The 15,803-nt window shown below is 35.4% G+C and carries 11 protein-coding genes and 1 pseudogene; 10 read left to right on the forward strand and 2 right to left on the reverse strand.

Features of this window, described 5'->3' with window-relative positions; translation table 11 throughout:
• Window positions 1–75 precede the first annotated feature (75 nt).
• The 4 genes and pseudogenes from NSQ14_RS08475 to NSQ14_RS08490 form a co-directional block, all read left to right on the forward strand.
• The gene (locus tag NSQ14_RS08475; protein WP_231553315.1) at window positions 76–864 is read left to right on the forward strand and encodes a metallophosphoesterase; all 789 of its coding nucleotides are present in this window, start codon (window positions 76–78) and stop codon (window positions 862–864) included.
• A 182-nt stretch (window positions 865–1,046) separates the two neighbouring features.
• Complete coding sequence (gene cotE, locus NSQ14_RS08480) at window positions 1,047–1,586, forward strand: outer spore coat protein CotE (RefSeq protein WP_034769951.1); 540 nt, start codon at window positions 1,047–1,049, stop codon at window positions 1,584–1,586.
• A gap of 609 nt (window positions 1,587–2,195) precedes the next feature.
• A complete protein-coding gene (gene mbcS / locus NSQ14_RS08485) occupies window positions 2,196–3,761 on the forward strand; it encodes an acyl-CoA synthetase MbcS (protein WP_346208527.1) in 1,566 nt (521 codons plus the stop codon).
• A gap of 80 nt (window positions 3,762–3,841) precedes the next feature.
• Window positions 3,842–4,522 (forward strand): annotated as a pseudogene (locus tag NSQ14_RS08490) (ISL3 family transposase); the annotation flags it as partial.
• A 93-nt stretch (window positions 4,523–4,615) separates the two neighbouring features.
• Here the strand turns inward: NSQ14_RS08490 and NSQ14_RS08495 are convergent.
• Complete coding sequence (locus tag NSQ14_RS08495; protein WP_328189306.1) at window positions 4,616–5,788, reverse strand: MFS transporter; 1,173 nt, start codon at window positions 5,786–5,788, stop codon at window positions 4,616–4,618.
• A 12-nt stretch (window positions 5,789–5,800) separates the two neighbouring features.
• Window positions 5,801–6,268, reverse strand: a complete 468-nt coding sequence (locus NSQ14_RS08500; protein ID WP_034769954.1) for a MarR family transcriptional regulator — start codon at window positions 6,266–6,268, stop codon at window positions 5,801–5,803.
• Between the two features lie 212 nt (window positions 6,269–6,480).
• Between NSQ14_RS08500 and NSQ14_RS18900 the strand changes: the two genes are divergently transcribed.
• The 6 genes from NSQ14_RS18900 to mutL all read left to right on the forward strand — a co-directional run bounded on the left by NSQ14_RS18900 (window position 6,481) and on the right by mutL (window position 15,627).
• The gene (locus NSQ14_RS18900; protein ID WP_081912311.1) at window positions 6,481–6,609 is read left to right on the forward strand and encodes a tRNA-dependent cyclodipeptide synthase; all 129 of its coding nucleotides are present in this window, start codon (window positions 6,481–6,483) and stop codon (window positions 6,607–6,609) included.
• Window positions 6,610–6,945: 336 nt separating this feature from the next.
• Window positions 6,946–7,641, forward strand: a complete 696-nt coding sequence (locus NSQ14_RS08505) for a tRNA-dependent cyclodipeptide synthase (protein WP_034769955.1) — start codon at window positions 6,946–6,948, stop codon at window positions 7,639–7,641.
• Window positions 7,642–7,662: 21 nt separating this feature from the next.
• Window positions 7,663–8,871, forward strand: coding sequence for a cytochrome P450, cyclodipeptide synthase-associated (locus NSQ14_RS08510; RefSeq protein WP_034769956.1), 1,209 nt, complete (start codon window positions 7,663–7,665; stop codon window positions 8,869–8,871).
• A 185-nt stretch (window positions 8,872–9,056) separates the two neighbouring features.
• On the forward strand, window positions 9,057–10,823 hold the full coding sequence (locus NSQ14_RS08515; RefSeq protein ID WP_340733982.1) for an IS1182 family transposase: 1,767 nt from the start codon (window positions 9,057–9,059) through the stop codon (window positions 10,821–10,823).
• A gap of 110 nt (window positions 10,824–10,933) precedes the next feature.
• The gene (gene mutS, locus NSQ14_RS08520) at window positions 10,934–13,606 is read left to right on the forward strand and encodes a DNA mismatch repair protein MutS (protein ID WP_034769969.1); all 2,673 of its coding nucleotides are present in this window, start codon (window positions 10,934–10,936) and stop codon (window positions 13,604–13,606) included.
• 26 nt (window positions 13,607–13,632) lie between these two features.
• Complete coding sequence (gene mutL, locus NSQ14_RS08525) at window positions 13,633–15,627, forward strand: DNA mismatch repair endonuclease MutL (RefSeq protein ID WP_034769971.1); 1,995 nt, start codon at window positions 13,633–13,635, stop codon at window positions 15,625–15,627.
• Window positions 15,628–15,803: the final 176 nt, after the last annotated feature.

A 15,803-nucleotide genomic window follows, 5' to 3' on the forward strand; every position in this document is an offset into this window, starting at 1 on the left:
TATTTCCATCCTGTTAAACACATAAACGATTAAGGGTCTATCTTCCAGAGGTAGGCCTTTTTTAGGAGACATATTATGGAAATTTTATTGATTATTATTATCGTTTTACCGGTTCTTTTCCTTTGGTATATGTGGAAAGTCGCTCAAGAAAATCATATGATTAAACACAAGTTATCTTTTCCTTCGTTCCCCGTTTCCTTTGGCGAAATCAACATTTTTTTCATATCTGATATCCATCGACGTCTTATCAGTGAAAAAATCATTGATCAAGTTAAGGGGAAAGCTGATCTTGTCATCATTGGCGGTGATTTAACAGAAAAAGGAGTTCCCTATACGAGAACGGAAGAAAACTTACGGCGACTAAATGAAATAGCCCCCATCTACTTTATTTGGGGAAATAATGACTATGAGAAGAACCGAACAAAATTGATGGAAATCTTCCATAAAAATTTTGTCACTGTTTTAGAAAATGATTATCGAGTGCTTCAATCAGATAAAGGGGAAAAATTATATATCATTGGGATCGGTGAAATAAAATATCAGGACATTTGTTTGAAGAGTGTTTTAGAACCTGTAGACAAGGAATCGTTTAAAATTGTTATTTGCCATAATCCGGAAATTTGGAATGATGTAAAAAAAGAACATCGTATTTCTTTGTTGTTAAGCGGTCATACCCATGGAGGACAAATCCGTTTATTTGGGCTTGGTCTATATCCAAAGGGGAAATTGTATCAAGGACAAGAAACAACCTTATTAATAAGCAACGGATATGGAACGACGCAATTACCGTTACGATTGGGAGCAAGGCCTGAAACCCATTTAATAAAAATAACCGGAAATAAGGAAAACGAAGATCACCCGTAACAGTGTAAACTCAATCTTCCGTTAATCATTTTATCTGCTTCGTATCGACTGCCGGTAGACAATTGCCAACCTCTCTTCCTTTAGTCATTTTCCTTGAAAACGAACTTCCAAGAAAATTTACGCACACTGGTTTTTTGTCCCGCATAGGATGAAGTGATAAAACTTGAGGAGGTTACGCTCGCATGGGAAATACAAGAGAGATTATTACAAAAGCGGTCGTTGCGAAAGGGCGAAAAAATACCACTTCCAATCATACAATCCGACCAAACCATGCTCCGTCCAGTATCCTTGGTGCATGGATTATCAACCATGCATATAAAGCGGAGAAAGTCGGAAAAACTGTGGAAGTAAGTGGACATTATGATATTAACTGCTGGTATTCCTGCAATGATAATACGAAAACGGATGTTGCAACTGATCGGGTCGAATACAAAGATGTCATCAAATTAAAATATAAAGATGACAAAACCATTGCCGATAAAGAAGTCAATGTACAAGTACTTCAACAACCGAATTGTGTCGAAGCAGTCATTTCACCGAATGGGAATAAACTGGTTGTTACGGTCGAACGCGAATTTTTAGTCGAATTGATTGGTGAAACGAAAGTAGTTGTCCGATTAAGTGATGAAGATTTTGAAGATGACGATTGGGATCTCGATATTGACGATGAGGAGTTTGAAGAATTAAACCCGGATTTTCTTGTAGATGGGGAAGAGGAATAACGAAAATTTATTGATAATACTATTTGGTTCTGTCTGACACTCACTTCCAACACGGTACAATGGTGATAAACCTTAAAATGATATCATGTGGGGTCAGACTCCTTTTGTTTTACATGAAGAATGTATAAATTTCCAGCAAAAGAGAGAATTTGCTTGGTACGGGAAATTAAAAGAATGAAGGAAAAGTGCACAAGGAAAGCAACGAAGCGTTTTATCGGAATCGAAAAACCAGGGTATTTTTTCGTTGAACTGTGCTCTTCTCTCACCTAAAGCTCGGACCCCCGAGTTTCTTTATACGTTAAGAAAGTATAAATTTCCAGAAAAGAAGCGAATTCGACGTAGTGGGAAATTTTAAGAATTAAGTATAAGTGCATAAGGAAAGCTTCACTGGAATACATCGCAGCCGAAAAAATTTTATATTTTTTCGGTGAACTACGGCTTTGCCACCGCCTAAAGGCTCGGCAATCGCCGAGTTTTCTTTATTTGGAAAAATTTTTTTGAAAAAATTTATTACCTAGTACTAACATTTAGTAATATGTTGAGGTATAATATACATATTCGATTTAATTTAAATAGAAAGTGTGATTAATAATGGTGGAAAACAAGTCAATTACATTGAAAAGTTTAATTGCGCCTACAAAATATAATATTATTGATGAAATTGAAAAACATAAATCGAGTAAAATTGCTTTGAAATTTATTAGTCAAAATGGCGATCGGAAAGAAATTTCTTATGAAGAGTTCATTGCACGGGGCAACAAACTTGCAAATGCCTTAAAAAAATTAGGCTTAAAAAAGGGCGACCGTGTTTTTATCATGGTCCCGCGGATGATTGAGACCTATATTATTTATTTTGCTTGTTGGAAGGCCGGTCTTGTTATCATCCCGGGTTCTGAGTTACTTCGGGCGCAAGATATTCTTTTTCGGCTGAATAATGGGAAAGTGAAAGCAATCATTTCTTATTTTTCATTTTGTGAAGAAATCGACAAAATAACAAATGAAGCGACCAATTTACAATATAAAATTACTTTTTCAGAGTCAGTACCCGGTTGGAAGCAAATGGAAGAACTTACTGAAAATGAATCAGAAATTTTTAAAAAGGTAGAAACTTCAAGGGATGACTATGCATTAATTACGTATACTTCCGGAACAACCGGACAACCAAAAGGAGTTGTTCACGTACATGGTTGGGCATATGCACATTTACGGATTGCCGCGACACAATGGCTCGATATTCATGAAGGGGATATTGTTTGGGCGACTGCAGGCCCCGGTTGGCAAAAGTGGGTGTGGAGTCCTTTCCTTTCTGTACTTGGCATGGGGGCGACCGGGCTGGTATATTTAGGCAGGTTTAATCCGGAAACCTATTTAAAAATACTGGATCAAGAAAAAGTGAATGTTCTCTGCTGTACGCCAACAGAATATCGACTAATGGCAAAAGTCCATGATTTATCGAAATATCATTTATCCCATTTACAAAGTGCCGTTTCAGCCGGAGAAGCATTAAATCGGGAAGTCATCGATATCTTCCAAAATCAATTTAATATCATGGTTCGTGATGGCTATGGTCAAACAGAAAGTACGCTTGTCATCGGAACCGTAAAAGGAATGGAAATCAGACCGGGATCAATGGGTAAACCGATTATGCCGGAATTTGTGGAGATTGTTGATGAAGATGGGAAGCCGGTAAAAGTAGGTGAAAAAGGGAATATTGCCTTACGAAAAGATTTCCCGGCACTTTTTGTCAAATACTACGAAGATCTCGAAAGAACTGAAAAAGCTTTTAAAGGGAATTATTTTGTAACCGGAGATCTTGCCTATAAAGATGAGGATAATTATTATTGGTTTGTCGGAAGAAGCGATGATATGATCATTAGTTCCGGATATACAATTGGACCTTTTGAAGTGGAAGATGCGTTAATGAAACATCAATTTGTAAAAGAATGTGCGGTTGTTGCCCATCCCGATCCGATTCGGGGAAATGTGGTGAAAGCTTTTGTTGTTCTTAAAGACGGAATTGAAGCCGGTAAACATTTAGTTAGAGAACTTCAAGATCATGTTAAACAACTTACTGCACCTTACAAATACCCAAGATTAGTTGAATTTGTTCAATCTTTACCAAAAACAGATTCAGGAAAAATCCGTCGTGTTGAATTGAGAAGCCAAAATTCATAATAACGAAAAATAGGACTCCTCACATATAACTTGGATGTTTCAGTGGTTAAAAAAAGGGGACAACCGAAAAAGGAAAATATCAATGTGTCATCGGAGACCCTCGAGGCTTCAAGGTATTTGATGTGATTCAAGACCGTAAGTTGTCCACGCTAAAAGATTATTTTCGTTCTTTACCGACTCATCGTGTTCAAATGGTGGTCATGGATATGTGGCAGCCGTATAAAATATTGGCTCAACAACTCTTTCAAAATCCAATTATCATCGTGGACAAATTCCATTATGCTCGTCATAACTTCTGGGCACTTGAACGAGTACGAAAGAGAGTACAAAAGTCGTTCCAAGACAAAGATCGAAAATCGATGAAAAAGTTACGTTTTCTCTTACATAAACCGAAAGAGAAGTTAACCACAAGAGAACAGGAGCTCCTGCAATATTATTTAGAGTTGTCCCCCGATTTAAAGAAAGCTTACCAAGTGAAAGAAGTCTTTAAAAAATGGATGACACAAAGCAATGAACGCAATGTAAGGTTGAACTTAGAACAACTGTATCAAGCGATTGACGAATCAGGACTGGACGAATATCAGTACATGAAACGAACCTTTAAAAGCTGGGAGAAAGAAATCATCAATTCGTTTATTTATCCCTACACTAACGGTTATTTAGAAGGGATTAACAATAAAATGAAAGTCATTAAACGAATGTCTTATGGTATTCGCAACTTTCAACGACTTAGAAATAAGGTATTATGCTCACTTATTTAACTTTCATACATATAAAAGAGGTGCACTTCACATCAAGTGCACCCCAACAATTGACATAGAACCATTGTAAATAAAGGATGAAGAAACCATTTTTTATTTTAAAATCTGATTAATCATGAACGAAATCACTAAAAACACGATTCCTAGAATAAGAAATAAGGAAGAGGAACTCAGAAAGCTAATTCCGACAATTCCTGCTCCTATTGCCATTCCACAATATCGTACAAAATTAAATATTCCTAATGCCAATCCTTTTTCATTTGTATATTGACTACTAATGATTGTTGAAAATAATGGTGGAGAGAATCCTAGTAAAACACCATAAATGAATAAAATAATACTTAATATGATAATGTTCTTTTTCATCATTAAACCAAATAATATAATGAAAAATGGCATTAAGTATAAAATTGCACGATATAACTTTTCTAAATTAAATCTTCTTTGTAACTTTTTAAATAGGGTACTACCTATAATCATACTAATTGTCAAAGGCAAATATAATAATCCGATAATCTGTAAAGATATTTGATAGTGATCGTGCAATAAAACAGGTAAATATGTCAATATTGAAAAATATACCAGAAAGACGAAAAAACCAATTCCGATAACACTCATGCCTTTTTTATTTGCCCATAAAATTTGATATTTTAGAAGTGTTTGAGCTTTATTTTTATTATCGGATAATTGTTTACTATTTAATGTTGGAAGTTTGTATCCTAAAAAAATCAACAATGTCATTGAAATGACAAATAGAAATAAAAATACACCTGAATAATTGTAGTATTGTCCAATGAATCCTCCCAAGATCGGCGCAAGTGCGGGGGCTAATGTCAATAAGATTTGATATGTTCCCATTGCATCGCCCCGTTCTGCCCCTTCAAATAAATATGCAATGACATTCACTGCAATCAACGGAATCATTCCTGTACCGATGGCTTGAAACATTCGTGCAACAAAAAATACCATAAAATTTGTTGTAAATGCACAAAATAAGGTTGAGATACTTGTAATCAAAAGACTAGTGATCATTAACTTTTTTTGATTAGCAGAATCAATAAATGTTCCTAATATTACTTGCATGATAGAAATAATAAAGATAAAACCACTAACTGTTAAATCCACCCAAAAAATCGTTGTGTCAAAAGTATCTCGAATAAGAGGAATCAAAGGGGAATAAATATTTTGATTTAATGACGCAAAAAAAGCTGAAATACTTAGGAGAAGAACCAGAACTTTGCTTTTTTGTTGAAGGGCTTTATCCAAAGCTCTTCCCTCCTACTTCATATTTTCATTTTTCAAATGATTAGTAAGCGTATTTAAAAATAATATGATTGTTTCAAGTTGTTCCTTATTGAAGTTATCTAAAAGTGATAAATATTGTTCTTCAGCCTCCTTATGCAGCTTCTCATGAATTGCGGCCATTGTTTCCCCTTTTTCAGTTAAAACATAGAAAATTTCTTTTTTATTTCCTTCATTTTGTTTTTCCTTAATAATACCTTTCTCCAGTAATTTTTTTGTTGCTTTAGTTACCGCTGGTTTAGATATATTAAGTTCTTTAGCTAAGGTTGTATTATTCATTAATTCATTTTCTTTCAGAAGGGCAACAATGTGAAATTGTGTCAATGTCCATGAAACACCGAACAATACGTTCTTATTATTACTCGATTCAGTTCTTCTGATCGATTCTCTAGTTGTGATGAATTCTTGTAATGCTTTTAGAACTTTCTTTTTAGTGCTTTCCATTTTTATCCTCCTTACGATAGTTAACCAGTTAACAATAATGGTAAGGGAATTTTTACGTGTTGTCAAGAAATAAAGGAAAAATATTTAAATGATAATTCGCATAACTCAATAATGTTTTTGAGTTGTGTTATATTATGTTAAATGTTTAATGTTAACTTATTAATCATAGTTAGGGAAAGGAGTTTTTTTAATGCAACAAGTTATTAAAAGATTTGTTCCATGTTGTTCCACCATCTAGAAATTGCGAGGAAATTTATAAGAATAAGACTCACATGCTCTTAGGTATCAGTCCCTCTAACAATAAGTTTTCCCAAAACTATATTCATCAACGGGTTAGATAAACAACAATGTGAAATTGTGTCAATATCCATGAAACGCCAAACAATACATTCTTATTATCACTCGATTCAGTTCTTCTGATCGATTCTCTAGTTGTGATGAATTCTTGTGATGGATGCTTTTAAAACTTTCCCTTTAGTGCTTTCTATCTTATTGTTAACCGGTTAACAATAATACTAAAGGAATTTTCGTGTGTTGTCAAGGGGGTTCGAATAATAATTTGTTCAATTCGATAATGTTTGACAATATTTTTGGGGTGTGTTATATTATCGTTAACCAGTTAATATTAATCGGTTAATATTAACTGGTTAATTATAATTGGGGAAAGGGGTTTTTAAATGCAACAAGTTATTAAAGATTTGTTCTATGTTGTTCCACTATCTAGAAATTGTGAGAAAATTTATAAGAATAAGACTCACATACTTTTAGGTATCAGTCCCTTTAACAGTAAGTTTTCACAAAACTATATTCACCAACTTATTGATTGGTCATCAAAAAATTTCAAAAATGTGACCGTTTTATTAGCTGGAGATGAAGCTAAGAACTTACTTGAAGCCCTCGGAACTCCTACAACAAAAGCGGAAAGAAAAGTCAGAAAGGAAATCAGACGTCATTTCCGTTTTAGCGAAGAAGCATTAAGGAAAAATGGTAGAGAGATTGATATATATACTTTTTCAGATTTTAAAAACAACAAAATTTATAATGAAGTTTATCAAAACGTAATTTATTACTTTGAAAAAGATGAAAAATTTAGGAAATCTTGTTTGGCAATGTCTCATGATGCACTTTCTAGCCGAGCGAAGTCTTTAAATATGGAAGATATAGAAATTACAGATAATATGTTATTTCACGCTGTAAAATACGTATTAGCAGAACTACCTTTCTTTCTATCAGGTGCTTCAATTCTAGGCTATAAAGAGTCCGTGCTTGCATATCATAGACCATGGAAATTAGGAGAGAAAATAAAAAATTCAGAATTTTATATTAAGATGAGTGACAACCAAGGCTATATCATCTTGAAACAAATTAATTAATATTTGAAAGGAGTTTTATATATGCTGCAACAAAGTAAAATAAGTATTTTTTCAGAAGCTTACTCAAAAGATCCTTACAAGTTTTTCCCTTATTTTAGAACACAAGAGCCTGTTTTTTATGAAGAATCTATTGACTGTTATTTTGTTAGTAATTATGAAGATGTAAAATATGTTTTAGAAAATGAAGAAATATTTACTACTAAAACGTTAGCGAAACGAGCTCAACCAGTTATGCGTGATAGAGTTTTAGCCCAAATGACTGGAAAAGAGCATAAAGAAAAAAAGAAAATGATAATGAAAGGGCTCACAGGTGAAAATCTCAAACGATTACTTTCTTTATTCAAACAAAATGCTATTGAAGTCTTAAAACCTTATCTTAATCGTGGAAAAATAGACTTAGTAAATGATTTTGGCAAGATATTTGCTGTTCAATCAACAATGGATATGTTGGGCTTAGATAAAAAGGATCAAGAGCAAATTGCCGAATGGCACAAAGGCATAGCAAAATTTATTACTTCTTTCAATCTCTCTGATGAAGAAATTGAGTATTGCTTTTGGTGCAGTGAACAGTTAGAAAAATATTTACTTCCAATCATAGAAAGTAAAAAAGACTCTTCTGGAAACGATTTAATATCTATACTACAACGTTCAGAATTTAATGGCATAAAAATGACTTCTCAGGAGATTCTTGCCCTAACATTGAATATTTTATTGGCTGCAACTGAACCTGTCGATAAAACTTTAGCTTTGCTATTTTACAATCTACTTCAAAATCCAAAACAATTCGAGGATGTAAAAAATAATCGCAAGCTTTTGAAGAATGCTATTAATGAAACATTGCGTTTTAAACCTCCAGTTCAATTTATTCCTAGACAAGTTTCTAGAGAAGTGACTATCAAAGGAGTTTTGATTCCTAAAAATGCAGTAATTATAAATATGATTGGTGCTGCTAATAGGGATCCTAAAGCCTTTTCAAATCCAGATAAATTTGATATTTATAGAAGCATTGAAGATAATAAAGCTTTCACTAGTCACTCACAAAATCTAGCATTTGGGTATGGAACACATACTTGTGTAGGGGCTTCCTTAGCGCTTATGCAATTAGAACTTGTAGCAAATATTATTTTAGACAGTTTTAAAAACATTGAGTTGGACGAGTCTTTTTCGTATGAAGAAAAAGGATTATATACTAGAGGTCCAGTTTCTTTAGTTTTAAAGTTCACTACATAGTGAACTCGAGACTTTTCTGAGATTCAAATATATCAATAAATTTATAGAATCAAGGGGCTGTCCGAAAAGTCGATTGAATCGACCTTGGGCTCAGCCCTTTTTTCTGTTTTTAGGGTACAAAAAAATCGTCCTTTTTTATAGAATGAAATTGACCAAAAAACATTCTACAGAAAGGACGATTTCTTATGAATAATCAAATGACTATTCAAGAAAATTATAACACGCAATTAGAAATGACTCTAGAGGGTATTCAAAAAATAGAGGTTCAAAAGAATAAGAAACGCAAAAAACTAGTTTTCCAACCTTATTGCAATCGTCAAGTCATGAGCATTTTAGATATCGAAATGTATATTCCTGAAAATCATGTCGCCCGTTTAGTGGATGAAATGGTGGAATCGATTCCGGATGAAGTGTTGTATACTCATTATGTTGGTGGGGGTCGTGCACCCTATCACCCTAAAATGTTATTGAAAGTGATTTTATATGCGTACACTCAAAATGTTTATTCAAGTCGGAAAATAGCGCAAATGGTGAAAGAAAATCTTCCGATGATGTGGTTGGCGGGATTGCAAACCCCTGACCATCGCACAATAAATGATTTTCGTAGTGTTCGTATGTCAAACATGATGGATTCTGTATTTGAACAATTTGTCCTTCAACTAGTAGAACAAGGACTTATCGACCTCGACCATATTTTTGTGGATGGTACGAAAATAGAAGCGAATGCCAACAAATATACGTTTGTATGGCGAAAATCCGTAGAAAAATATGATCAGAAACTACGAGCCAAAATTCAATCGTTTCTACAAGAAGCGCACCAAATCGCCTTGGAGGAATTAAAAGAAGAACAATTAGAAGAAGAATTAGAAAAATCATCGGCACAACTTTCTGAGAGAATAGAAGCTTTGGAAAAAGATTATAAACAGGAAGAAGACAAAGAAAGAAAAAAAGAACTTCGCTCTAAAAAATCCCAACTCACCAAACAACTGAAAACGATTCAAACGGATTATCTTCCACGATTACGAAAATACAAAGTACAAAAACAGATTCTAGGTGAACGAAATAGCTACTCGAAAACCGACCATGAGGCCACTTTTATGCGAATGAAAGAGGACCATATGAAAAACGGCCAACTCAAGGCGGGTTATAATGTTCAACTCGCCACACAACATCAATTTATCGTGGGATTTGAAATTTATCAAAATCCAGGAGATACTCGCTGTTTCCAACCATTTATGGAAAAGTTATTGGAATCGATGCCGAAGGAAAAGAAACTCAAGTATGTCATTGCCGATGCAGGATATGCGAGTGAAGAAAACTATTTATATGCGATTGGCGAAGAAAAAGAACCTCGTTTTGAATTATTAGCCCCATACCAAACCTATTTGAAGGAACAAAGTAAAAAGTTTAAAAAGGATTTATCAAAAGTACAAAACTGGAAATACATCGAAGAAGACGATTGCTTTATCTGTCCGAACAATCGGAAAGTCGTATTCAAGTATTATCAAAAAAGAAAAAATGCATCTGGATACATACAAGATTTGAAAGTGTACGAGTGTGAAGATTGTACGGATTGCCCGTTGAAGAATGGGTGTACGAAAGCCAAAGGAAATCGTCGAGTATATTGGAACACGATTTATGAAGAAATGAAAGCGAAAGCCAAAGCAGCTCTTGGTGACGAACAAAAGGCAGCTCTTTATGCGAAGCGTAAAGTGGATGTCGAAAGTGTGTTCGGTAACATCAAGGGCAATTTGCGTTTCACTCGATTTCTGTTACGGGGGCTTCATAAAGTCCGAACAGAATTCGGGATTGTGGCAATGGCCCACAACATACTGAAATGGGCCGCAAATTCCCAAACCAATTTCAAAAATAAGGAAACAGAGCGAATGGAAAAACTCATTGTTTTCTCCATTCGCTCTGTTTTTATGGACTTTTTAGACAAGCCCTTTTAAAATTTATAAAAAAATGAAGGGAAAGGAACATGAATTTTTTCGAATGATAACTCCATAATGATATGTTATAATTATTATTTGAGAATGAAACGGAAAAGGTGTGGGCAAAAATGAAACAATATACGCCTATGATCCAACAATATTTGAGCATAAAGGCAGAATACCAAGATGCCTTTTTATTTTTTCGTTTAGGCGATTTTTATGAATTATTTTTTGAAGATGCTGTCAAAGCAAGTCAAGAACTGGAAATTACGTTAACGTCCAGAGATGGCGGAGTTGAGGAAAAAATACCGATGTGTGGCGTACCCTATCACTCTGCTTCCGGATATATTGAAACTCTGGTAAATCGTGGCTATAAAGTAGCGATATGTGAACAAATGGAAGACCCGAAACGAGCAAAGGGAATGGTTAAGAGAGAAGTTATTCAGTTAATTACTCCCGGTACATTGATGGATGGGACTAGCCTTCACGATAAAGATAATAATTATATCGCATCCATTACCCTGTTTAACGATGGTACTTTTGGATTATCCTTTTGTGATTTATCAACGGGGGAAAGCCGGGTAACATTGATACAAGAAGAATTCGAGGAAGTCATGAATGAACTGTCCACGTTCAGAACAAAAGAGGTTGTTGTTTCACCGGATTTTTCCGAGGAATTGCAAAGTCAAATGAAAGAACGTTTCCCTATCGCCATCTCCTTTGAAGAAAGTATCGACATTCCGGCGGTATTTTCGGATAAGTTGGTCAAAATTACGCAAGAAAAATTACGAATGACCATTGCTCGTCTCTTTAATTATTTATATCGCACCCAGAAACGAAATTTAGATCATATTCAACCGGTCGAGTTTTATCAAGTCAATCAATATATGAAAATTGATTATTATTCGAAGCGAAATTTAGAATTAACCGAAACGATCCGGTCAAAAGGAAAAAAAGGGTCCCTTCTTTGGTTGCTTGATGAAACGATGACGGCGATGGGTGGAAGGTTGTTAAAACAATGGATTGACCGCCCGCTTTTATCGATTGATGCGATTGAACAACGGTTAAATAGTGTGGACACGCTGAAAAATCATTATATGGAACGACAAGAATTACGTGAAAAATTGAAGCAAGTCTATGATATTGAAAGACTTGCCGGCCGTGTCGCATTCGGAAATGTCAATGCCCGCGATCTAGTCAGTTTAAAGACAACACTATGGCAAATTCCGGAAATTATACATATTTTACAATCTATTTTAGATCCGGAAATGCAAAGAAGGGCGAAAAACCTTGACCCATGTACTGAACTGGCTGACATGATTGACCGGGCAATTATTGAAACTCCTCCATTATCGGTAAAGGAAGGGGGAATCATTCGCGATGGTTATAATGACCGCTTGGATTCTTATCGCTATGCCAGTCGCAACGGAAAAGTATGGATCAGTGAAATGGAAAAGAATGAACGGGAAAAGACAGGAATTAAGTCGTTAAAAATCGGTTATAACCGGGTTTTTGGGTATTATATTGAAGTGACAAAGGCTAATCTCCACCTTCTTCCAAAAGATGGATCCTATGAACGAAAACAAACCTTGGCCAATGCCGAACGATTTATTACACCGGAATTAAAGGAAAAAGAAAGTATTATTCTGGAAGCAGAAGAAAAAAGTGTTGACCTCGAATATGAGTTGTTTATTGAAATTCGTGAACAAGTAAAGGAATATATTCCAAGATTGCAAGAGTTGGCGAAACAAGTAAGTGAGCTTGATTGCTTACAATGTTTTGCCACCGTCAGCGAGGAAAGAATGTACACAAAACCTGTTTTTCGAAAAGACAGAAAACTAATTATTAAAGAAGGTAGGCATCCTGTCGTTGAAAAGGTCATGAATCTCCAATCTTATGTACCGAATGATTGCTTTATGGATGGAGACAGAGAAATGTTATTGATTACCGGTCCAAATATGTCAGGGAAAAGTACATATATGCGGCAAATTGCTTTAACCGCCATACTTGCACAAATCGGCTGCTTTGTCCCGGCTCAAGAGGCGGAATTGCCGATTTTTGATCAAATTTTTACTCGGATTGGTGCGGCAGATGATTTAATTAGTGGCCAAAGTACATTCATGGTGGAAATGTTGGAAGCGAAAAATGCGATCAGTGGTGCAACGGAAAACAGTTTAATTTTATTTGACGAAATTGGGCGGGGAACATCAACCTATGATGGTATGGCTCTTGCTCAGGCTATGATCGAATATATACATGATAAAATCGGTGCGAAAACACTTTTTTCGACCCATTATCATGAATTAACTGTTTTGGAACAATCATTAAAGAAATTGAAAAATGTTCATGTTAGTGCAGTAGAAAAAGACGGTCATGTTGTTTTCCTCCATAAAATAAAAGAAGGACCTGCTGACAAAAGCTATGGTATCCATGTCGCAAAATTGGCAGACTTACCACCGGAGTTGATTACACGTGCGGAAGAAATTTTGCAGCAATTAGAAAATCAGGATGAAAAACCAAATTTTGCCAAAGTGTCACACTTGCCAGATCAAATGACAGAAATTGAAGAAGCAAAAACAGACACCCAAATGAATTCGGAACAAATATTTGAATCAACTACTACGGATATAGAGCAATTATCATTCTTTCAAGAAGAACCAAAATCACCGGCTTCAACCAGATTAACAAATAAAGAGAAGAAAGTGGTTGATGAGTTAAAATCGTTGAACTTGTTAGAAATGACTCCGCTTGATACGATGAATGCATTATATAAGTTACAAAAAAAGCTGAATAAAAATTGAACGATTATGTTGGGTGGTGAGAAAAAATGGGCAAGATTATCCAATTAGATGAAGTACTTTCCAATAAAATAGCAGCAGGTGAAGTGGTTGAACGTCCAGCATCAGTTGTAAAAGAACTTGTTGAAAATGCTATTGATGCGGGTAGTACGATGATAGAAGTGGAAGTGGAAGAAGCGGGCTTGAAAAAGATCCGGGTGATTGACAATGGATCCGGGATTGAACCGGAAGACGTACCCCTTGCTTTTGAAAGACATGCAACCAGCAAAATAAAAGATGAAAAAGATTTGTTCCGTATCAAGTCGCTCGGATTTCGCGGTGAGGCTTTACCAAGTATTGCTTCGGTGGCAAAAGTTGAACTGGTGACAAGCACCGGCAGTGGACCCGGAAGTCGTCTCGTTGTAGAGGGAGGGACGAAGCTTCTGTTTGAACCCGCTCCGAGCCGAAAAGGAACAGATTTTACAGTAACCGATTTATTTTTTAATACACCAGCCCGTTTGAAATATATGAAAACCATCCATACCGAGTTAGGAAATATTACAGATGTTATGAACCGATTGGCACTTAGTCATCCTGAAGTTGCAATGAAACTCATTCATAACGGTAGAACGCTTCTGCAGACAACCGGAAATGGAGATTCCCGGCAAGTTCTCGCCGGGATCTATGGCTTAAATATTGTCAAAAAAATGATTCCCATTCACGGTGAATCACTCGATTTTCAAGTCGATGGTTATATCACATTGCCGGAAGTAACCAGAGCATCACGAAACTATATTTCAATCATGGTTAACGGTCGGTTTATTAAAAATTATCCAATTTCTAATGCGGTTATTGCTGGATATCACACCTTGCTTCCCATTGGACGCTTTCCCATCGTTTACTTGAACATTACGATGGATCCCATCTTAGTTGATGTGAATGTTCATCCTGCGAAACTAGAAGTACGTTTAAGTAAGGAAAAAGAATTGTCAGAATTAATTACGGAAACCATTAAACAGAGCTTCAAAAAAGAGACACTGATCCCTGCCGGTCAAGCGCCAAAACAAGAAAAATTAAAATCCGAACAAATTTCACTTTCTTTAGATCATTTACCTGAGAACTTGGGACAACAAGATGAACCGTTTGATCAGAAACGAGAGAAAGTCGCAAGGTCCAATATTGACAATGGACACTCCACATTAACAAAAGAAGAAAGAACAGTAGCCGGCTTATTTTTGCAATCGCTGAAAGAACATGAATCGGTTAACGAAATAAAAGAGAGTGAAGAATCGTTTCACCAAACGAATCATAATCAAGAGGAAAATTTTGACAAAGTAACCGAAAATTCAATTGGGGAAAATTTGAACGGTATTGATCTTGATGAAGCAACGAATGAGAAAAAAGCTCATGATGATCATGAACCATTCGATAATAACCCGGATTTTACCAAACAACCGGTAAGTAGAATTCCGGTCTTATATCCAATCGGGCAAATGCATGGCACATATATTTTTGCTGAAAATGAAAAAGGATTATACATCATCGACCAGCATGCAGCCCAAGAGCGGATAAAATATGAGTATTTTAAAGAAAAAATTGGGGAAGTTTCAAATGATTTGCAAGAGCTGCTTATCCCGCTGACACTCCAGTTTTCTAACGACGAATTTATTAAGTTGGAAGAAAATCTGGAAGAACTTAAAAAAGTCGGCTTATTTCTCGAACCTTTTGGAACGAATACATTTATCATCAGGAATCACCCACAATGGTTTCCCCGCGGTGAAGAAGAAGAAACCATTCAAGAAATCATTGAACAAGTGTTGACAATGAAAAAAGTTGATATTAAAAAATTGCGTGAAGAAACAGCTATTATGATGAGCTGCAAAGGTTCGATTAAAGCCAATCACCGGCTGCGTCATGATGAAATTCAGCAATTGCTGGATACATTGCGGATGACAAGTGATCCATTTACATGCCCGCATGGACGACCAATTATCATTCATTTTTCAACATATGAAATGGAAAAAATGTTCAAAAGGGTCATGTAAGAAAGCTTGAAGAAAAGATGGAATTTTACTCTAATCGAATCTGGCTAAAAATGCAGTTAAAATTTAGCGGAAACATTTCTATCCTCACGCTTACTTTTTATAGCATATATTTTAAAAAAAGTTTTCGAAATTCCATCATGAATCGACAAAGTGAGGTATATCTTTCCTGTTTCGGG

It is taken from the genome of Caldifermentibacillus hisashii (genome assembly GCF_039654145.1).
Taxonomy (GTDB): domain Bacteria; phylum Bacillota; class Bacilli; order Bacillales; family Caldibacillaceae; genus Caldifermentibacillus; species Caldifermentibacillus hisashii.